The organism is Streptomyces sp. NPDC052496 (genome assembly GCF_040679095.1).
GTDB lineage: Bacteria > Actinomycetota > Actinomycetes > Streptomycetales > Streptomycetaceae > Streptomyces.
On the sequence record NZ_JBFAUH010000001.1, the window covers coordinates 56541 to 76464 of the forward strand.

General features: G+C 70.0%; 16 protein-coding genes and 1 pseudogene. 3 read left to right on the forward strand and 14 right to left on the reverse strand.

The window, feature by feature from the left end:
* Positions 1 to 4 precede the first annotated feature (4 nt).
* Together AB0L45_RS00375 and AB0L45_RS00380 are read right to left on the reverse strand one after the other, a co-directional pair.
* Entirely contained in the window at positions 5 to 661 is a 657-nt protein-coding gene (locus tag AB0L45_RS00375) for a response regulator transcription factor (RefSeq protein ID WP_365834529.1), read from the reverse strand.
* Positions 652 to 1788: a histidine kinase gene (locus tag AB0L45_RS00380; RefSeq protein ID WP_365834531.1), complete on the reverse strand. Its 1137-nt coding sequence runs from the start codon at positions 1786 to 1788 to the stop codon at positions 652 to 654. The genes AB0L45_RS00375 and AB0L45_RS00380 overlap by 10 nt, the downstream gene beginning before the upstream one ends.
* Before the next feature lie 108 nt (positions 1789 to 1896).
* Between AB0L45_RS00380 and AB0L45_RS00385 the strand changes: the two genes are divergently transcribed.
* Positions 1897 to 2526 (forward strand): DedA family protein, encoded by a 630-nt coding sequence (locus AB0L45_RS00385; protein ID WP_365834533.1) that lies wholly within the window; start codon positions 1897 to 1899, stop codon positions 2524 to 2526.
* Here the strand turns inward: AB0L45_RS00385 and AB0L45_RS00390 are convergent.
* The 3 genes and pseudogenes from AB0L45_RS00390 to AB0L45_RS00400 all read right to left on the reverse strand — a co-directional run bounded on the left by AB0L45_RS00390 (position 2489) and on the right by AB0L45_RS00400 (position 7104).
* Positions 2489 to 3310, reverse strand: a complete 822-nt coding sequence (locus tag AB0L45_RS00390) for an HAD family hydrolase (RefSeq protein WP_365834535.1) — start codon at positions 3308 to 3310, stop codon at positions 2489 to 2491. The two genes, AB0L45_RS00385 and AB0L45_RS00390, sit on opposite strands and share 38 nt — an antisense overlap.
* Positions 3307 to 5859 (reverse strand): annotated as a pseudogene (locus tag AB0L45_RS00395) (phosphoribosyltransferase). The gene AB0L45_RS00390 and the pseudogene AB0L45_RS00395 overlap by 4 nt, the downstream one beginning before the upstream one ends.
* A gap of 72 nt (positions 5860 to 5931) precedes the next feature.
* Positions 5932 to 7104, reverse strand: a complete 1173-nt coding sequence (locus AB0L45_RS00400; protein WP_365834537.1) for an HpcH/HpaI aldolase/citrate lyase family protein — start codon at positions 7102 to 7104, stop codon at positions 5932 to 5934.
* A 219-nt stretch (positions 7105 to 7323) separates the two neighbouring features.
* Here AB0L45_RS00400 and AB0L45_RS00405 point away from each other — a divergent pair, with 219 nt between their 5' ends.
* Positions 7324 to 8670, forward strand: coding sequence for a TerD family protein (locus tag AB0L45_RS00405; protein ID WP_365834539.1), 1347 nt, complete (start codon positions 7324 to 7326; stop codon positions 8668 to 8670).
* Positions 8671 to 8871: 201 nt separating this feature from the next.
* On the opposite strand, the gene AB0L45_RS00410 is transcribed toward AB0L45_RS00405, so the two are convergent.
* From AB0L45_RS00410 to AB0L45_RS00435, 6 genes are all read right to left on the reverse strand, one after another.
* Positions 8872 to 9609, reverse strand: a complete 738-nt coding sequence (locus AB0L45_RS00410; RefSeq protein ID WP_365834541.1) for a Tellurium resistance — start codon at positions 9607 to 9609, stop codon at positions 8872 to 8874.
* Positions 9610 to 9784: 175 nt separating this feature from the next.
* Entirely contained in the window at positions 9785 to 10963 is a 1179-nt protein-coding gene (locus AB0L45_RS00415) for a DUF475 domain-containing protein (RefSeq protein WP_365834543.1), read from the reverse strand.
* A 54-nt stretch (positions 10964 to 11017) separates the two neighbouring features.
* A complete protein-coding gene (locus tag AB0L45_RS00420) occupies positions 11018 to 11593 on the reverse strand; it encodes a TerD family protein (RefSeq protein ID WP_365835580.1) in 576 nt (191 codons plus the stop codon).
* A gap of 272 nt (positions 11594 to 11865) precedes the next feature.
* On the reverse strand, positions 11866 to 12441 hold the full coding sequence (locus tag AB0L45_RS00425; protein ID WP_365834545.1) for a TerD family protein: 576 nt from the start codon (positions 12439 to 12441) through the stop codon (positions 11866 to 11868).
* Positions 12442 to 12650: 209 nt separating this feature from the next.
* On the reverse strand, positions 12651 to 13109 hold the full coding sequence (locus tag AB0L45_RS00430; RefSeq protein ID WP_365834547.1) for a peroxiredoxin: 459 nt from the start codon (positions 13107 to 13109) through the stop codon (positions 12651 to 12653).
* 206 nt (positions 13110 to 13315) lie between these two features.
* Complete coding sequence (locus AB0L45_RS00435) at positions 13316 to 13756, reverse strand: DUF3052 domain-containing protein (RefSeq protein ID WP_365834549.1); 441 nt, start codon at positions 13754 to 13756, stop codon at positions 13316 to 13318.
* A 469-nt stretch (positions 13757 to 14225) separates the two neighbouring features.
* Between AB0L45_RS00435 and aceE the strand changes: the two genes are divergently transcribed.
* The gene (gene aceE / locus AB0L45_RS00440; protein ID WP_365834551.1) at positions 14226 to 16958 is read left to right on the forward strand and encodes a pyruvate dehydrogenase (acetyl-transferring), homodimeric type; all 2733 of its coding nucleotides are present in this window, start codon (positions 14226 to 14228) and stop codon (positions 16956 to 16958) included.
* Between the two features lie 148 nt (positions 16959 to 17106).
* On the opposite strand, the gene AB0L45_RS00445 is transcribed toward aceE, so the two are convergent.
* The 3 genes from AB0L45_RS00445 to AB0L45_RS00455 form a co-directional block, all read right to left on the reverse strand.
* Positions 17107 to 17436 (reverse strand): small hydrophobic protein, encoded by a 330-nt coding sequence (locus AB0L45_RS00445; protein ID WP_365834553.1) that lies wholly within the window; start codon positions 17434 to 17436, stop codon positions 17107 to 17109.
* A 69-nt stretch (positions 17437 to 17505) separates the two neighbouring features.
* A complete protein-coding gene (locus AB0L45_RS00450) occupies positions 17506 to 17910 on the reverse strand; it encodes a peptidase inhibitor family I36 protein (RefSeq protein WP_365834555.1) in 405 nt (134 codons plus the stop codon).
* Between the two features lie 388 nt (positions 17911 to 18298).
* Positions 18299 to 19903, reverse strand: a complete 1605-nt coding sequence (locus AB0L45_RS00455) for an MFS transporter (protein ID WP_365834557.1) — start codon at positions 19901 to 19903, stop codon at positions 18299 to 18301.
* Between the last annotated feature and the right edge of the window lie 21 nt (positions 19904 to 19924).

Here is a 19924-nt window from a genome sequence, read left to right on the forward strand (position 1 = left end):
CTCCTCAGGTCCCCAGGTAGCGCAGTACGGCCAGGACGCGGCGAGAGTAGCCCGAAGTGCCGGTCAGACCGAGCTTGTCGAAGATTGCGTTGGTGTGCTTCTCCACCGCGCTCTGCGAGATGTGCAGCCTCCCGGCGATGGCGGCATTGGTGTGCCCCTCGGCCATCTGGGCGAGTACCTGACGCTCGCGGGCGGTGAGCGAGTTCAGCGGGTCGGTGCGGCTGCTGCGGGAGAACAGGACGCGTACGACTTCCGAGTCGAAGGCCGCCTTTCCGGAGCCGACCCGTTCCAGCGCGTCCAGGAACTCGTCCACCTGTACGACTCTGTCCTTGAGCAGGTAGCCGACTCCCTCGCTGTCCTCGGTCAGCAGCTCGGTGGCGTACCTCCGCTCGACATACTGCGACAGGACGAGCACACCGACATCCGGCCAGCGCTCACGGATCTGCACCGCCGCCCGCAGCCCTTCGTCCGTGTGCGTGGGCGGCATCCGTACGTCCACGACCACCACGTCGGGCCGCTGCGCCGCCGGCGCGCGCTCCAGTACGGTCATCAGTTCAGCGGCGTCTCCGACCGCGGCCGTCACCTCGTGCTCCTCCTCCGTCAGCAGTCGCACGAGGCCCTCCCGCAGCAGGGTCGAATCGTCTGCAAGTACTACGCGCACGGCAACTCCGCGGTGATAGTGGTGGGTCCGCCGACCGGGCTGTCCACCCGTAACCGGCCGTCGAGGGCGGCGACCCGGCGGGCCAGACCGTACAGACCGCTCCCGGAGGCGTTGGCACCACCCCAGCCGTCGTCCTGGATCCGGACGGACAGGATGTTCTCCTCTCGGTCGACGGTGACGGCTATTCCTTCCGCGCACGAGTGCTTGACGGCGTTGGTCACCGCCTCGGAGACGACGAAGTAGGCGACGGTCGCCACGGCGGTCTCGGGCTCCTGTGTGAGGCGGTAGGTCAGCCGGACCGGGACCGCGGAACGCTCCGCGACGGTTTCCAGCGCGGCCTGCAGTCCGGCCTCGTCCAGCACCGTCGGGTAGATACGCCAGGCGACCTCACGCAGCTGGGTCAGCGCTTGGCGGCTTTCCGCATGAGCCTGGCGCAGCAGCCCGGCCGCGTGCGCTTCGTCCTTGCTGCGCAACGCGCGCCCGAGCAGCATCCCGAGAGCCACCAGCCTCTGCTGGACACCGTCGTGCAGGTCGCGCTCGATACGGCGGCGTTCGTCGTTGACCGCGGCGACGACCCCGGCCCGGCTGGAGGCCAGTTCGGCGACCCGGCGTTGCAGTTCTCTCTCGTGCGTGGGCCCGAGGAAGTGGCGGGCCAGCCGGGCCTCCAGGGTCGCCACCCCGAACACCGCCTGCAGGCTGAGGAAGAGCAGGAACAAGGCGCCCACGCCGGTCTCCGCGACATCGACCGGATGCTCGACGTGGGAGAACATCCAAGCTGTCGACGCCCAGACGACGACGGTCGCCCCCATGAGAACAGCGAGCACCACCCCCGCGCCCAGGAGCCCCAAGAGCCAGCGCACCGCCAGGTACTTGAGCGCCCGCTCGTCGTCGTACCCGTAGGAGAAGTCGGCTCCGCCGAACCGCAGCCGGCGGCGCGCCGACTCGGTGAGCCACCGGGCTATGGCCGTCACCGGCTCCAGCACCTTGCGTCTCCCGCGCGGCCAGACGAAGACGCAGAGCAGCGCGAGCCCCGAGAGCGCGATGAACGGAAGCTCGACCGCCACCGTGCCCGCGCCGACCAACAATCCGACCGTGAGGCGCATCCCGCGCCGTGCCATCCCCCGCATGATCGAGACGCTAGTGGCTGCGCCGACCCCACCGCACTGCGGAAAACCGCAGTGTTCCGTGCGGTTTTCCGCAATGTGGCGGCGGGCGCGAATTTCTAGCGTCGAAGCATGAACGAACACGCGGAAACCAGCTGGATCACCGGACTCATGGACGTCCTCGGCGCGCCCGGCGCGGGCCTGGCGATCGCCGCCGAGAATCTCTTCCCGCCGCTGCCGAGCGAGCTGATTCTGCCCCTCGCGGGCTTCGCGGCGGGACAGGGCCGGATGACCCTGTTCTCCGCGCTCTTGTGGACGACGCTCGGATCGGTGCTCGGTGCCCTGGCTCTCTACGGCGTGGGCGCGTTGCTCGGCCGGGACCGGATGCTCGCGATCGCGGCCAAGCTGCCGCTGGTCAAGGTCTCCGACGTCGAGAAGACGGAGCGCTGGTTCCAACGGCACGGCAACAAGGCGGTGTTCTTCGGCCGGATGGTGCCGATCTTCCGCAGCCTGATATCGGTCCCGGCCGGCATCGAGCGGATGTCGATACCGGCCTTTCTCGTCCTGACCACACTCGGCAGCCTGATCTGGAATTCGATCTTCGTCCTCGCCGGCTACGCGCTCGGCGAGAACTGGGAGGAAGTGACCGGCTATGTGGATGCGTACTCGAAGGTGGTGTTGGTGGCCGCCATGCTGGCCGTCCTGGCCTTCCTCGTCGTACGGCTCAGCAAGAGCGGTCGGGGGCAGCGGCGCCGCGGGTGAAGGCCCGCAGGATCTCCTCGCCTGCCGCGGCTCCGCGCTCTTCCAGCGCGGTGACGTGCGGCGCGCTCCACCCCGAGTCCGCCAGCTCGCCGTGGCCGGGGCGCCAGCCGCGGTCCGCCGCCAGCAGCAGATCGGCGTCCAGCAGGGAGTCACCGGCGGCGAGCACCTGCGCGGCTCCGGTCCGGCGGACCACCTCGGCCACGGCGGAGCTCTTGGTCAGCGGCTTCGGTACGGCGTAGATCTTCCGGCCCTGGAGCGAGACGGTCCAGCCGCGGGTGTCCGCCCACTCGGCGAGTTCCTTGACCCAGGTCTGCGGCAGCAGCGAGCGCTCGACGACGAGGTAGGCGAAGAGGTCCTCGGCGACGCGTTCCTTGAGCAGCCATGCCGGGTCGGCGGTCCGCAGAAGGTGGGTACGGACCTCGGCGAGCGAGGCGCACTCCGCGCTCAGCCGGGTGGCGACGGTGCGCTGCCAGTCACGGTCGGATTCTCCGTCGACGAGCAGATGGCCACCGTTCGCGCAGATGGCGAACCGCGGGGCGCGGCCCGGGAGGTGGATGCGTCCGTACTGCTCGCGGGTGCGCGTGGTCGTGGGGACGAACGTGGTGGCGTCGGCGAGGCCGGCGAGCAGGTGCGCCGCCGTCTCCGTCATGTAGGAGAGCGGTCTGTGTTCGTAGACCTCGACGCAGAGCAGGCGGGGCGCCTCGGAGTCGGGCTGGGCCAGGTCCAGGGCGGCGGCCGAATAGATGAGGGTGCGGTCCAGGTCGCTGGCGACGATCGTGCTCACGGCGCGGTCACCGCCTTGCCGTCCGCACCCGTCGCGCCCCGCGTGAAGCGGGGGTGAATCAGACCGACACAGGTGTAGGGGAGTTCGTCGACCTCTTCGACGGGCACGCCTCGCTGTTCAGCCAGGAGACGCACATGATCCAGATCCGTTCCGGCGCCGCGCCGGGCAAGAATCTTCCAGGGGACGCGCCGGAGCAGTACCCGCGTGGTCTCACCGACGCCAGGCTTCACGAGGTTGACGTCGTGGATGCCGTAGGACTCGCTGATCCGCTCGACCGCGGCCCAGCCCGCCCACGTGGGCGTCCGGTCGGCCGCCGCCAGTTCCTTCGCATCGGCGGCGACCTGCTCGGCGACCTCGTCGAACCGCGCGGCGACCGTGTCGATGAGCACCCGCGACAGGTCGGCCGGCGCGAGGTCGCGGTAGAACTTGGCGCCGTGGAAGTCGTCGGGCCCCACCAGGTCGTCGCGGAGCACGGTGCGCGAGATCAAGCCCGAGACGGTCGAGTTGAGGCACGCGGAGGGGATGAGGAAGTCGTCGCGGGTGCCGTAGGTGTCCACACAGCCGCCGGGATCGGCGAGCACGGCGATCCGCGGGTCGAAACCGGAGAAGTCGCGCAACGCCTGGGTCAATTCACGGGTGATGGCGCCCTTGCCGGTCCAGCCGTCCACGAAGACGACGTCAGCCGGGTCGTGGTGGGCGGCGAGCCAGCGCAGCGCGGTGGTGTCGATGCCGCGTCCGCGCACGATCGAGACGGCGTAGTGCGGCAGGTCGAGCCCGTGGGCGTGCAGGGCCCAGCGGCGCATCAGGACGCCCACCGGAGTGCCGGCGCGGGCCAGCGAGACCAGTACCGGGCGGGGGGAGCGTTCGGCGATCACCGTCTCGGTGACGGTGCCGACCGCCCGCGCGATGCGGTCGGCAGACGTCTTCAGGGCGCTGTGGAAGAGCGCCTGGTAGTCCTCGCTCGGCTGGTACTCGACGGGCAGCGACTCGGCGTAGTGCGCGCCACCGGCCTGTATCGCCTCTTCGCGCTCCTCGGTCGGCGCTTCCAGGCTGATCGAGGACAGGTCCTGGAGCAGCCAGCCGACCTCGTCGGGGGCGTAGGAGGAGAAGGCGGGGCCGCGCAGCGGCTCGGGGAGGGGCATCGGTCAGACCTGTCGTCGCGTGGCGTGGGGCATGGGCTTCGGGGCGGGCTCCGGCGTCTGCGGCAGCGGGTACGCCGGTGTGTAGGACGGGATGACGGCGAGCAGCAGCCGGTCGGTGTGGGGCGCGAGTCGGCTCAGGAGCCCGTCGGTGCCGTGGAGTTCCGGGGTGTCGCCGTGCGAGTCGGTGACGGCGACGATCGCGTCGAAGCGCCGCTGGGGGTCCGCGCCGGCCGCGACGTTGTACGCGTACCGCTCCCCCGGCCCGTCGGCCGGCCGGTCGTGGGCGGGGAAGGCCAGCCGGGTGCGGATGGCGTAGCCGGGATCGTCGACGGCGAGTACCGGCGAGCGGGTGGTGGTCGAGAAGTACACCTCGGCCGGTACGGAGTCGTCCAGGGCTCCGGCGAGGCGCAGCGGCGCGTACATCAGCTCTTCGTTGCCGAGAACCAGCACCCGGCGGGCGCCGGCGAGACCGGCGGCGATCCGGGCCGCCATACCGGGGAGCGCGGCCTCCAGCCGGGCTCGGTGGCCGGGGGTGAAGCCGTGGCGTCCGCCGTCCGGTACGCCTTCCGGCCAGCCGAGGTCGATGCGTACGGCTCGCGTCGGGCCGCCCGGCGCCGCGGGCTCCGCAGCCTGGCCGGCCGGCGTGGGGCCGGCCGTCGGCATGGGTGTCGCGCTCTGATGGGCGGCCACGAGGGCCTGGCCGCGTTCGAGGACGTCGGCGGGGAGCCGTACGCCTCCGGCGGCCAGGGATATGAGGTCGACCCGGGCGCCGAGGTCCGCGGCGAACTTCTCCAGGTGGGCGCGGTCCGCGTCCGAGCGCATGTCGACCAGTGCGACGACGACGTACCGCTCGCGGGGGAAGCGGGCGTGCAGGGCCTTGATGGTGTTCAGGACCGTGCGGCCGGTGGAGAACTCGTCGTCGACCAGGACCAGGGGGCCGTCGCCGGCCAGCAGCGCCGGGTTCTCCGGCAGCAGCAGGTGCGAGGTCGCGTGGCTGTGCTCCTCCTCGAAACCGCCCGCCTGCTCGACACCCGCGACCGGCCGCCGGGTGGAGTGCAGATACGGCGCGAGACCCAGGCCGTCGGCGACACTGTGCCCGAGGCCCGTGGCGGTCTCGGCGTATCCCAGGACGACGGCGCGCGCCGCTTCGGTGTCGCCCAGCAGGTCACGGACCTGGCGCCCCAGCCCGAGGCCGGCGCCGTGGACCATGTCCGGTCGCTGCGGCACGTGCTTGCCGAGCACGTTCGACACGAGCAGGTGAGCCCGCTTGGGGTTGCGCCGCAGCGCCAGGCCCAGCAGCCGGGGCAGCTCTGCGCCGCCGCTCAGCGAGACCCCGAGCCGCTGGGCGACCCACTCTCCCGTCCACACCACTGTGCCCGTCTCCTTCGTCTCTTCCGCCGTCGTCATCGTCCGTTGCTTCCTGGGCGTCGTCGGCCCGGTGGGGCGGTAACCGCCAGGTCTCCTGAACCGTTCGCCGTCTCAGGTGTGCGGAAGGCTGGCCGCCAGCAGCTCCACGAAGCCGACGCCCTCGCGGGCGACACCGAAGGCGTCGGCGCGCAGCAGGGTCCGCTCGGCCCAGGCGCGGTGCGGCTTGATCTCGTTCATCTTGTTCGTGTAGGCGGAGCGCAGTACGCCGCCGGCGCCCCGCTCCGGCCGCAGGATGTCCACGGCGTCGCTGAACTCCTCGTGGCTGACGACCGAGAGCGCGTGCACCGGTGCCACGTGCGAGGGGTGGATGCAGGTCTTGCCCTGCAGGCCGTTCGCGCGGTCGAGTTCGATCTCGCGCAGCAGCCCGTCCATGTCGTGCTCGATCAGGGCGGTCCGGAGTTCCTCCGCCCGGCCCAGGAAGGGGCTCTGCCGCAGCTGCGGCTTGAACATCCGCTCGTGCAGGCGGAAGTACTCCCACACCGGGCCGGTGACCGTGAATCCGGTACCGTCCGCCCGGCCGAGCACGTTCACCACGTCGGCGATCACGGAGGCGACGATCTGCACGTCGTACGCGGTCATGTCGGGGGCGCGGCGCAGACCGTAGGCCGAGCAGAAATCGGTGACGCCGAGCCGCAGCGCCAGGATGCGGTCGCGGTATTTGTCCACCGTGCGCGCGATGCCCCGCAGTGTCTCGCCGCGGCTCTCCAGGTGGAGCAGGTCGGGCGATTCGAGCACCGGCATCGCGAACAGCCGCCGCCCGCACTCCGCCTCCGCGCCGGTCAGCGCCTCCAGGAACGGGACACCGCGCTCTTCGGTGAATTTGGGAAGCACAAATCCGGACAGCAGTTGCACGTCACGGCCCAGTCGGCGCACCAGGTCGGGTATCTGCGCAGCCGCGCGCACCCGGATGAACAGCAGCGGGAGGTCCGTGCCCTTCTCGGCCTCCTCAGCGAGGACCGCGAACTGCCGTACGAGGTTCTCCTCGCCGGCGACCACGTCCGCGTCGCTGATGGAGTCCTCCAGGCACAGCACCATGGAGATCACTCCACGGCCGGCCTGTTTGACGATGTCCTCGGCGAGCCGTGGACGGGTGGCAGGGCTGTAGAGCGTCGCGCCGAGGGCGGCCGCGAGCGTGGCGGGCGGGGAGTCGGCGGTGAACTCGACCGGCTCCTGGTGGAACAAAGCGTTCCGGATATCGGGCGCAAGGTGCCCAAAGTGACGCATAGAACTCCCCGTGAGCAGGCGGGGCCGGGGCCACCCCGCGGCGACTCGCTGTCTGGATCCGGCCGGTAATCGTACGTGCGGTCGCGGCGGGAAAGTTCCCGCCCAGGTGAAAAGCGCGTAACCCGCATGCGACGCCCAGGGGGCGCGAGCGCCGGGCGGGCCACGCCGGGAAGGCCCCCGCGTTGTCCCCCCGACCTTCGGGAAGGCAGGATTACGAACATGACGCACGCGATGCTGAAAGGGTCGAACGTACCCCTCGACACCACGGCGGTCCGGGCCGTACTGCGCTGGACCCCCGGCGCCGGAGTGCGCGATGTAGATGCCTCGGCCCTGCTTCTCGGCGCCGACGGACGCGTGCGTTCCGATGCTGATTTCGTCTTCTACAACCAGCCGCGGCACCCCAGCGGCCTGGTGCGGCACCTGCCGAAGGTGCAACTGGCCGACGGAGTGGCGGACACGATCGAGGCGGACCTGTCCGGGCTTGAGGCGTCGGTGGACCGCGTCATGCTCACCGCGTCGGCGGACGGCGGGACCTTCGCCCAGGTACGGGATCTGCGCGTATTGCTGCACGACGCCTCCTCGTCGGACGACGAACCGGTCGCGGTCTTCGACGTGGTCCCGGAGACGGGCAAGGAGACGGCCCTGATCTGCGGCGAGTTGTACCGGCGCGGCGATCAGTGGAAGTTCCGTGCGCTCGGACAGGGGTACGAGAACGGGCTGATCGGCCTGGCCACCGAGTTCGGGATCTCGGTGGAGGAAGAGGACGAGTCCGCGGCTTCGGGCGCCGGCACGGCCGCGTCCGAGCCGGCCGTCGCCACGGCTTCGCCGGACCGATCCTCGTCGGACCGCTCCTCGTCGGACCGCTCCTCACCGGACGGTTCCTCGTCGAACGGTTCCGGGGAGACGGAGGCGCTGTCGCCCCCAGCGGATCCTGAGGCCGCGACGCAGCACCTTCCCGACCCGGGCCCGAACCCGGGCCCGAACCCGGACCAGGCACCGGCCCCGGCGACGCCGCCTGCGGCGGCAACGCCCCCGGCCTCGGCCCCGGGCCAGGCACCGAACCAGGCGCCGAACCAGCCCCCGGCCCCGACCTCTGCCCCGGTCCCGGGCTCGAACCCGGCACCGTCCGCACCCCCGGCCCCCGCCCCGCAGGCGGACCCGGACTCCTTCCCGCTGCCGCCGCCCGCCGCTCCGCCCGCGACTGCCCCGCACGCGGCCGCGCCGGCCGCCGCGTTCCCGCCTCAGCCGTCGCCCACCGGCGGGGGCTACGGCTATCCGCAGAACGCTCCAAACATCCCGCCGCCTCCGACGCAGCCCCCGGCCCAGCCCGCGTACGGGTACCCCGGGCCGATGCCGCAGCAGCCGCAGCCCTCGTACGGCTATCCGCAGCCGCCGCAGCAGCCCCAGCACCAGCCGTATCCGACGGGCCCCGTGGCCCCGGCCGTACCGGCGCCCCCGGGCTACGGCTACCCGCAGCAGCCGCCCGGCCCCGGACCCGGACCGGCCCCCGGATTCGACCCGAACTTCGTCCTCCCGCCGCAGGGGCCGCAGTTCCAGCACCGTTGACGGAGGGGGAACGGCCGACCATCACAGCCGAGGAGGTCGTGACGCCTGGCAGGCGCAGTCGCTGAGCGACCATGGCGCGCGGCGCCGGCCAAAGGTCACGCCGCTGCGCGGCCATGGCCATGGCCGTGGCCGCACCCCAAGCCCAGGGCCCCAGGACCCCGGGCCCCCGGGGGCGCCCCCCCCGCCCCCGCGCCCCACCCCTCACACCTTCGACTTGTACCCCCGCCCCCACTGCAGGCCCCAGCCGTAGAGGCGGTCCAGTTCGGACTGGAAGCCGTAGACGTACTTCACCTCGCGGCGGACGGTGAGTTCGCCCTTGTTGTTCTCCAGCATGAAGATGGCGCAGGAGCGGGCCTGTGGCGCGCGTTCGTCGAGGCTGATCTCCACGCGGGGGCCGTTGCTCGGGTAGAGCGTCACGACGGCGTGGGTGCGGTCGAAGGCCGGTGTGCCGTCGTAGATGTAGACGAAGATCAGCAGGCGCTTGATCTCGTCGCGGTGGTCGAGGTTGATGTAGAGCGTTTCACCGGAGGGCGAGCCGAACCGGTCGTCGCCGCTGAGCTTCACGTACGGCGCGGCGTTGATGTCCCCCAGGAAGTTGCCGAGGGGCTGCACCACGCCCTTGGTGCCGTCCTTGAGCTCGTACAGGCAGGCCAGGTCCAGGTCGATCTTGACGACCGCCGGCCCCTGCGCCTGCACCACCTCCGGCTTGAACATCTTGACCGGGTTGCGCAGCAGGCTCCCGCCACGCTGCGAACCGCGCATCCCGATGTCGGACGTACGCATCTGCCAGGACAGGTTGACCCGCAGGTGCCCGGAGGCCGCGCCCTGCTTCGTCAGCGAGACGACCGGATTGCGCTTGGTCAGCTCGACCACGTACGACGCGCCACCGGCTTCGAACTTCGGCGTCCCGCCCCGACGCCAGTTGTCCAAGAACGACACCTTGCCCCACCCCATCGATCCGACCCGAAGGCCGCCCGCCCCGATGGCCCGACGGCCCGACTGCTGCTGGTCCCGGCTGTCCCGGCCGCCCCGTGGCCCGGTACGGCCGCGGGGCGGCCATGGAGTGAGCACTCCATGGCCGCCCCGCTGAGAGCGTTCCTCAATCGGACCCTCGTCACACTCCGGAGGCAACTTCCGACTTTGCCGCGGAGTCCTGCTCCGGTTTGCCTTCCTTGCGGTTCTTGCGCACGGATGACCAGAAGGACAGCCCGATCAGCACGATTCCGACCAGGCCGGTGATGACCTCGTTGATCTCGTACTTGATCGTGGCGAGCAGGATGACGGCCAGCGCGCCGATGGCGTAGTGCGCGCCGTGCTCCAGGTAGACGTAGTCGTCCAGGGTTCCCTTGCGGACCAGGAAGACCGTCAGCGAACGGATGTACATCGCGCCGATGCCCAGACCCAGCGCCATCTCGAAGATGTCGTTGGTGATGGCGAAGGCGCCGATGACGCCGTCGAAGGAGAAGGACGCGTCGATGACCTCCAGGTAGAGGAACAGGAAGAACGCGGCCTTGCCCGCGAGCCCCACGCCGGAGACGGCGCCGCGCTTGCCCGCCGCACCGTTCGCGCCGGCTTCCGAGGCGGCCACGGCCTTCTTCGACGGGGCGTCCTCGTCTTCCTCGTCCTCGTTCTCCTCGGCCTCCTCCAGCTTGTCCTCGAAGTAGCCGGAGATACCGCCCACGATCAGATACGTGAGCAGGCCCGCGACGCCGGACAGCAGCACCGTGGCGCTCTTGTCACCGCCGCCGTGCGCGACGTCGGTGGCCACCGTCATCGCGCTGACGAGCAGGACGATCAGCGCGACGATGACGGACAGCATGTCCAGCTTGCCCATTTTGGCCAGCGGCCGTTCGAGCCAGCCCAGCCACTTGTGCTCGCGCTCCTCGAAGATGAAGTCGAGGAAGATCATGAGCAGGAACATGCCGCCGAAGGCCGCGATGGCCGGGTGGGCCCCCGTGACCAGGTGCTCGTACTGCGGCTTGTCGTTGATCGCCAGGTTGACGGCCTCGATCGGCCCGATCTTCGCGGTGACCGCGACGATCACCACCGGGAAGACCAGCCGCATACCGAAGACGGCGATCAGAATGCCGACAGTCAGGAAGATCTTCTGCCAGAAGGCGTTCATCTTGCGCAGGATTCCGGCGTTGATGACCGCGTTGTCGAACGAGACCGAAATCTCCAGGATCGACAGGATGCCGACGATCGCTAGCCCCTGCCACCCCCAGAGGACGCCGGCCAAAGCCAGACCGGCCGCCGTGACGGCGAACGACCAGCCAAAGGTTTTCAGGAGCACTGCCTAACCCAATCCCTCGCTGTATGGGGTGTCCCCCGCGCAGTGCGCGGCGCTTTACGAAACGTTGACCCCGAAGTCTAGAGCGATGCCGCGCAGACCCGACGCGTACCCCTGGCCCACCGCACGGAACTTCCATTCACCGCTGTACCGGTAGACCTCACCGAAGATCATCGCGGTTTCGCTGGAAGCGTCCTCGCTGAGGTCGTAGCGGGCCAGCTCACTGCCGTCCGCCTGATTGACGACCCGGATGAAAGCGTTGCTGACCTGGCCGAAGCTCTGACCGCGGACATCCGCCTCGTGGATCGAGACCGGAAAAACGATCTTGTCGACCTCTCCGGGGACCTTGCTGAGGTCGACCAGGATCGACTCGTCGTCCCCCTCACCCTCACCGGTGAGGTTGTCGCCCGTGTGCTCGACCGAGCCGTCCGGGCTCTTCAAGTTGTTGTAGAAGACGAAGTACTCGTCGCCGAGCACCCGTCCCGACCTACACAGCAGCGCGCTGGCATCCAGGTCGAACGGCGCTCCCGTGGTCGAGCGCGCGTCCCAGCCGAGGCCGACCATGACCTGCGTGAGATTCGGAGCGGCCTTGGAGAGGGAGACGTTGCCTCCCTTGGCGAGCGTGACGCCCATGGTGTTCGTATCCTCCCCGGTGACGGTGGTGCCGCGGTTGCCCACGGCTTTCATACGGGTTCGTACAGGGCCCCTACGAGACGGACACGGCCTCGGATACGCCACCTTTACGGCGCGCGCGTGGACCGTGCGCGGTGCGCGCACGCCGTGCCTCGGGCCCGCGTCCCGTACGGACCGCGTACGGGCCCTGTGTACGGGCTGCAAGCGCGCCCGGCGCCGTACTCCCCGGACAGGGGTGTACGGCGCCGGGTACGGAAGGGTTACGGCTCGGCTCAGACGTTGACGCCGAAGTCCTGCGCGATGCCGCGCAGGCCCGAGGCGTACCCCTGGCCGATGGCCCGGAACTTCCACTCCGCGCCGTTGCGGTACAGCTCGCCGAAGACCATGGCGGTCTCCGTCGAGGCGTCCTCGCTCAGGTCGTAACGGGCCAGCTCGTTGCCGTCGGCCTGGTTGACGACGCGGATGAACGCGTTGCGCACCTGGCCGAAGCTCTGCTGGCGGTTCTCGGCGTCGTAGATGGACACCGGGAACACGATCTTGGCGACATCGGCCGGCACGCCGGCCAGGTTCACCTTGATCTGCTCGTCGTCGCCCTCACCCTCACCGGTGATGTTGTCGCCGGTGTGCTCGACCGAGCCGTCCGGGCTCTTCAGGTTGTTGAAGAACACGAAGTTCTGGTCGTTGGCGACCTTGCCCTGGTCGTTCGTCAGCAGCGCGCTGGCGTCCAGGTCGAAGTCCGTACCGGTGGTGGTACGGGCGTCCCAGCCCAGACCGACGACGACCGCGGTCAGATTGGGGGCTTCCTTCGTCAGCGAGACGTTTCCGCCCTTGCTGAGGCTGACTCCCACGAGTCCTCCCTGGGTTCGAGGGGTACGAAATGCTTTGCGCCCCCATCGTGCATGGCATCAGATCAACGATTTGATCCTAGTGACCGGTTCCCACCGATTACAGGTACCGGTACGGACACCGCGCGGATGTCGCCGCGACGGCCGCCCGCGGCGGACCGGGCCGCCGCGCACGGCCCCGGAACCGTCCGCACACGGCGACCGGAGGCCGGTCAGAGCTCGCCGAGCGCCTTGAGGTAGTCGTTGAGGTCACGGGCGTCGGGCAGGCCGTTGACGACCGTCCAGCGCACCACGCCCTCCTTGTCGATGATGAAGGTGCCGCGCACCGCGCAGCCCTTCTCCTCGTCGAAGACGCCGTACGCCCGCGAGGCCTCGCCGTGCGGCCAGAAGTCCGACAGCAGCGGGTACTCCAGGCCCTCCTGCTCGGCGAAGACGCGCAGCGAGAACGGCGAGTCGTTGGAGACGGCCAGCAGCTGCACGTCGTCGTTGACGAACTTCGGCAGCTCGTCGCGCAGGGCGCACAGCTCGCCGGTGCACACGCCGGTGAAGGCGAAGGGGTAGAAGAGGAGGACGACGGCCTTCTCGCCGCGGAAGTCGGAGAGCCTGACCAGCTCGCCGTGCTGGTTCTTCAGCTCGAATTCCGGAGCCTTCGTGCCGACCTCGATCGCCATGGGGACCGTTCCCTTCGCAGACACCGTACGCGGCCGTCCTCGCCGTGCCCGGCGCCGGCACGGCGTGCGGCGCGGGGCACCGCCGGCGGCGGCCGCCCCGGCGGATTCCAACAGGTTGCGGCCAACCCTACGCGCCGGGGCGCACACGCCGAGCCCCCCACCGGATCGGGCGGCGGGGGGCTCGGTACGGAACGTGGGGGCGCAGCTCAGCGCTTGCCCGACTTCGCATTCTTGGGGGTGACCAGGCGGCTGCCGCTCCAGTCCTTGCCCGCGTTGATGCTCTTGGTCTGGGCCAGGCCCGCGGTCTGCGCGGCTTCATTGATGTCGCTCGGCTCGACGTACCCGTCACGGCCGGTCTTGGGGGTCAGCAGCCAGACCTCGCCGCCCTCATCGATCAGACCGATGGCGTCCACCAGCGCGTCCGTGAGGTCGCCGTCTTCGTCACGGAACCACAGCAGGACGACGTCAGCGACGTCGTCGTAGTCCTCGTCGACGATTTCCTGGCCGGTCACGGCCTCAATGCCTTCGCGGAGCTCCTGCTCGACGTCGTCGTCGTAGCCGATCTCCTGGACCACCTGTCCGGGCTCGAACCCCAGCCTGGTGGCAGGGTTGGTCCGCTCCTCCGCGTGGTCCGCGGTCGCGCTCACGGATTGCCTCCTGTCATGTTTCGGTAAATGGCTTGCACCCACGCGTGCGCGGGGCATTGGGCGTAGTCCACACGGGCCGGGCGGATCGCGCAAGTACCCGGCGGCCGAGACCGTCGAAACGGTGACGTTTACCGCCGTCTCGCCGCAACTGCGACCCCGCGCACGCGGCGGGAAGTGATTCACCCCACACTGTTTCGCCGCCTTTATCAGGTTTTGTCTGGGGACTGGGCTCTTTGGGGGGCGCCACCCGGGGTGCGGACCTCTTCTCGGGGTTCGCACGACCGTACGGCAACCGGTTCCGGCGTGGGCGTATGGTTGCGATTTGGCCGACCTGAAAAACCGGCCTTACAGCGCCCGTCTCTTAGGGAGTGGTTACCCACCGGTAGAGATGACGTATCCCGGCGAGCCGGTACACGATGGAAGACGGCGCGACACCAAGCAGAGCAAGACCGAACAGCGAAGGAACAGCGTGGCTTCCGGATCCGATCGCAACCCGATCATCATTGGCGGCCTTCCCAGCCAGGTCCCGGACTTCGATCCCGAAGAGACCCAGGAATGGCTCGACTCGCTCGACGCAGCCGTCGATGAGCGAGGCCGGGAACGTGCCCGCTACCTCATGCTCCGCCTGATCGAGCGTGCCCGCGAGAAGCGCGTGGCCGTGCCCGAGATGCGCAGCACGGATTACGTCAACACCATCGCGACCAAGGACGAGCCGTTCTTCCCCGGCAACGAGGAGATCGAGCGCAAGATCCTGAACGCGACCCGGTGGAACGCCGCGGTGATGGTCTCCCGGGCGCAGCGCCCGGGTATCGGCGTCGGCGGCCACATCGCGACCTTCGCCTCCTCCGCCTCCCTGTACGACGTGGGCTTCAACCACTTCTTCCGGGGCAAGGACGACGGCAAGGGCGGCGACCAGATCTTCTTCCAGGGCCACGCCTCCCCCGGCGTGTACGCCCGCGCGTACCTGCTGGACCGGCTCACCGAGAAGCAGCTCGACGCCTTCCGCCAGGAGAAGTCGAAGTTCCCCGACGGCCTGTCCAGCTACCCGCACCCGCGGCTGATGCCGGACTTCTGGGAGTTCCCGACCGTCTCGATGGGCCTCGGCCCGCTCGGCGCGATCTACCAGGCCCGGATGAACCGCTACATGGAGGCGCGCGGCATCGCCGACACCTCCGACTCGCACGTATGGGCCTACCTCGGCGACGGCGAGATGGACGAGCCGGAGTCGCTCGGCCAGCTGTCCATCGCGGCACGTGAGGGCCTGGACAACCTGACCTTCGTGGTCAACTGCAACCTGCAGCGTCTGGACGGCCCGGTCCGCGGCAACGGCAAGATCATGCAGGAGCTGGAGTCGCAGTTCCGCGGCGCCGGCTGGAACGTGATCAAGCTGGTGTGGGACCGGAGCTGGGATCCGCTGCTGGCCCAGGACCGCGACGGCATCCTGGTCAACAAGCTGAACACGACACCGGACGGCCAGTTCCAGACGTACGCGACGGAGACCGGCGCGTACATCCGCGAGCACTTCTTCGGTGACGACCACCGCCTGCGCGCGATGGTCGAGAACATGACCGACCAGCAGATCCAGCACCTGGGCCGCGGCGGTCACGACCACAAGAAGATCTACGCGGCGTACGCGGCGGCCAAGGCCCACAAGGGCCAGCCGACGGTGATCCTCGCGCAGACCGTCAAGGGCTGGACCCTCGGCCCGAACTTCGAGGGCCGCAACGCGACCCACCAGATGAAGAAGCTGACGGTCGACGACCTGAAGATGTTCCGCGACCGGCTGCACCTGCCGATCCCGGACAAGGACCTGGAGGACGGCCTGCCGCCGTACTACCACCCGGGTCGCGACTCCGAAGAGATCCAGTACATGCACGACCGCCGCAAGGCGAACGGCGGGTACGTCCCGACCCGTGTCGTGCGCGCCAAGCCGCTGCCGCTGCCGGACGAGAAGGCGTACGCGGGCGCGAAGAAGGGCTCCGGCCAGCAGAAGATCGCCACGACCATGGCGTTCGTGCGGGTCCTGAAGGACCTCATGCGGGACAAGGAGATCGGCAAGCGCTTCGTGCCGATCGCGCCGGACGAGTACCGCACCTTCGGTATGGACGCGTTCTTCCCGTCCGCGAAGATCTACAACCCGCTGGGCCAGATCTACGAGTCGGTCGACCGCGAGCTGCTGCTGGCGTACAAGGAGTCGCCGACCGGCCAGATGCTGCACGACGGCATCACCGAGGCCGGCTGCACCGCCTCGCTGATCGCGGCGGGCTCCGCCTACGCGACGCACGGCGAGCCGCTGATCCCGGTCTACGTCTTCTACTCGATGTTCGGTTTCCAGCGGACCGGTGACCAGTTCTGGCAGATGGCCGACCAGCTCGCGCGCGGCTTCGTGCTGGGTGCGACCGCCGGCCGTACGACGCTGACCGGCGAGGGCCTTCAGCACGCGGACGGCCACTCCCAGCTGCTCGCCTCGACCAACCCGGCGTGTGTCGCCTACGACCCGGCGTACGGGTACGAGATCGCGCACATCGTCAAGGACGGTCTGCGCCGGATGTACGGCGAGAACAGTGAGGACGTCTTCTACTACCTCACCGTCTACAACGAGCCGATCCAGCACCCGGCCGAGCCGGCGGACGTGGACGCCGAGGGCATCCTCAAGGGCCTGTACCGCTTCAAGCAGGGTGAGAAGGGCGAGCACGCGGCCCAGATCCTCGCCTCCGGCGTGGCGGTGCCGTGGGCGCTGGAAGCCCAGCAGATCCTGGCCGACGAGTGGAACGTCAAGGCGGACGTCTGGTCGGCGACCTCCTGGAACGAGCTGCGCCGCGACGCGGTGGAGGCCGAGGAGCACAACCTGCTCCACCCGGAGGAGGAGCAGCGCGTCCCGTACGTGACGCGCAAGCTCGCCGACGCGCAGGGTCCGAAGGTGGCCGTCTCCGACTGGATGCGTGCGGTTCCGGACCAGATCGCGCGCTGGGTGCCGGGCACCTACCAGTCGCTGGGCGCCGACGGCTTCGGCTTCGCGGACACGCGGGGCGCGGCCCGCCGCTTCTTCCACATCGACGCCCAGTCGATCGTCCTCGGCGTGCTCACCGAGCTGGCCAGGGAGGGCAAGGTCGACCGCTCGCTGCTGAAGCAGGCCATCGACCGCTACCAGCTGCTGGACGTCGCGGCGGCGGACGCCGGCGAGGCGGGCGGCGACGCGTAGTCACCCGTAGGGTCAGCCGAACACCACGAGGCGCCCCCGGCCGGAGAGATCCGGTCCGGGGGCGCCTCGCGTCGCTGTTCCGGTGGCCCTGCCCGCCGGTGGCTCCGGAGGCGGGCAGGTGATCGCGTACGGCCGTGACGGGGTCCGCTCAGAACGGGGCCCCGACGGCCGTGGTGGTGATCCGGATGATCGCGAATACCGTGTCGATCACACCGAGGACGACAGCCACCAGCGCCGGGAGCGCCTGGCTCCCGCTGCTCCACCGGCGGCCCATCGCGAGCCAGCCGAGGAGCACGGACACCGGCCCGAGAACGATGCTCAGGATGAAGAATCCGGCGACCGCGCAGATCAGTCCGATCACGCCCAGCGTGGCGCGGTCCGGCCCGGTCCGAGGCCCCGTCCGGCCTCGTGAGCGGGGGTTGCTCCGCAGGTGGGTACGCCATCGGGTACGGCTGTGCTGTCCGAGGCCCGCCATCATCCCTCCCGAGGGTCGTGTGGTTCGGGCTCGGAACCCGGGTACCCCGCGTCGCCGTACCCACTCCCCCCGTCAGCTCTCCCAGATTTTGAACGCCCTGACCTGGTAAGGGGATTCGGGAACCCAGCTGCCGCCGCCCGGATAGGTGTCGAACTCCCCGGTCTCCGCGCACTCGGCGCTCTGGTACGTGGTGACGGGCCGACCGGTGCGGTTGGCGAAGGAGACGGCGCGGACCCCGGCGGGCAGCGTGACGCAGCTTTCGATGTCGGTGCCGGACAGTTCGTAGGTCAGCCTCTTGCCGCCGAAGCCGCGGCCCGGCCAGACGCAGAACTGGCCGGTGGCGCAGTCGCCCGCGGCCGGTCCCGTGTGGGCCCGTGGCCGGTGCTGCGGCGCTCCGTGCGCGGCCGGTACGCCGAGGTGGGCGGCGGCCAGGGCGGCGGCTCCGGTCAGCAGCGCGGCGGCGTGGATCGTACGCATGTGCATCTCCCCCGTGGAGTACGAAGTGGCCTGTCACGGCGGGCGGTTGTCCGCCGCGGGTCGGTGATCCGAGCTTGGCCGCGTGCGGGTGCCGGAGCCAAGCCTTCGCCGGGCGGCCCACCCGGATAGGCGACGCGCCGCCGATGGGCCGTCAACCACGCTGCCGGGGACGGACGTTGACGCCCGTTGTGCCTGCGTACGGCAGGGCGACGCGTCCAGGGGGTACGGAAAGCCGCAGGCCCGTACGGGGGACCGGGGGCCTGTGGAGAAACGAAACGCGCGGCCGGCCGGAGCGGGAGGCTCCGGCCGGCCGCGCGTCGATGCGCCCCGGTTGTCCGACGGACGGCGGACGGCTGACGGCGGACGGCAGGCAGCAAGCGGCAAGCGGTCAGATGTGCCCGACGCCCGCGCCCGCCTCCGCGTTGGCACCGCGCTTGGTGAACAGCGCGACGACGGCCGCGACGACCGCCACCGCGCAGGCGACGGTGAAGGCCAGGCCCATGCCCGAGACGAAGGTGTCGTGCACCGCGGTGCTGATCCGGTCGACGATCTGCGGCGTCATGCCGGGAGCCTGGGCCACCTGCGGCGGCACCGCGCCGACCTCGGCCGCGGCCTTCAGCGCCGGGTCCGGGGCGCCCGGCAGGCCGGCCTTGGTCCAGTTGCCCGCGAACTCCGAGCTGACCTTGCTGGACATCACCGCACCGAGCACGGCCGTACCGAGGCTGCCGCCGACCTGCATGGCGGCCTGCTGCAGGCCGCCCGCCACGCCGGACAGCTCCAGCGGCGCGTTGCCGACGATGACCTCGGTGGCACCGACCATGACCGGCGCGAGACCCAGGCCCAGCAGCGCGAACCACAGGGACATGGTCAGCGTGCCCGTGCTGGTGGACAGGGTGGTCATGCCGAACATGGCGACGGCGGTGCACACCATGCCGCCGACGAGCGGGATGCGCGGGCCGAACTTGGTGATCAGCGCGCCCGCGGCCGGCGAACCGACGATCATCATCGCGGTCAGCGGCAGCAGGTGCAGACCGCTGTCCACGGGGCTCAGGCCGTGCACGTTCTGCAGGTAGAAGGTGACGAAGAACAGGCCGCCCATGAAGGCGAAGGCCATCAGCACCATCAGGACCGTACCGGCCGTCAGCGGTACGGAACGGAACATCCGCAGCGGGATCAGCGGCTCGCGGACCTTGGTCTCCAGCACCGCGAAGGCGGCGAAGACGACGACCGCCGCGGCCAGGAAGCCCAGCGTCTTCGCGTCGCCCCAGCCCCACTCGCCGGCCTTGATCAGCGCCCAGATCAGGCAGAACATGGCGCCGGAGAGCAGCACGATGCCGGGGATGTCGAAGGAGCGCGGGGCGTTCTGGGCGCGGTGGTCCTTCAGGATCGCCAGGCCCAGGACGAGGGCGAGGACGCCGACCGGCACGTTGATGAAGAACACCGACTGCCAGTTCACGTGCTCGACGAGCAGGCCGCCGACGATCGGGCCGCCGGCGGTGGAGGCGCCGATGACCATGCCCCAGATGCCGATGGCCATGTTGAGCTTCTCGGCCGGGAAGGACGCGCGCAGCAGGCCGAGGGCGGCGGGCATCAGGAGCGCGCCGAAGATGCCCTGGAGCACGCGGAAGGTGATGACCAGCGAGACCTCGCTGGACAGGCCGATGGCTCCGGAGGCGAGCGCGAAGCCCACCACGCCTATCAGGAACGTCTGCCGGTGGCCGAAGCGGTCACCGAGCTTGCCGGCCGTGATCAGCGAGACGGCGAGGGCCAGCAGATAGCCGTTGGTGATCCACTGGACGTCGGCGAGCGACGCCTTGAGGTCCGCCTGGATGGCCGGGTTGGCGATGGCCACGATGGTGCCGTCGAGGGCCACCATCATCACGCCGATCGCGACGGAGAACAGGGTCAGCCACGGATGGCCCCGGAGTCCCTTGCGAGGCTCCGGTACGGAAAGGTCCGGCGCGGCTTGGGCAACCGGGGTCTTAGAGCTCATTCCACGAGGCTAATGTCAGCC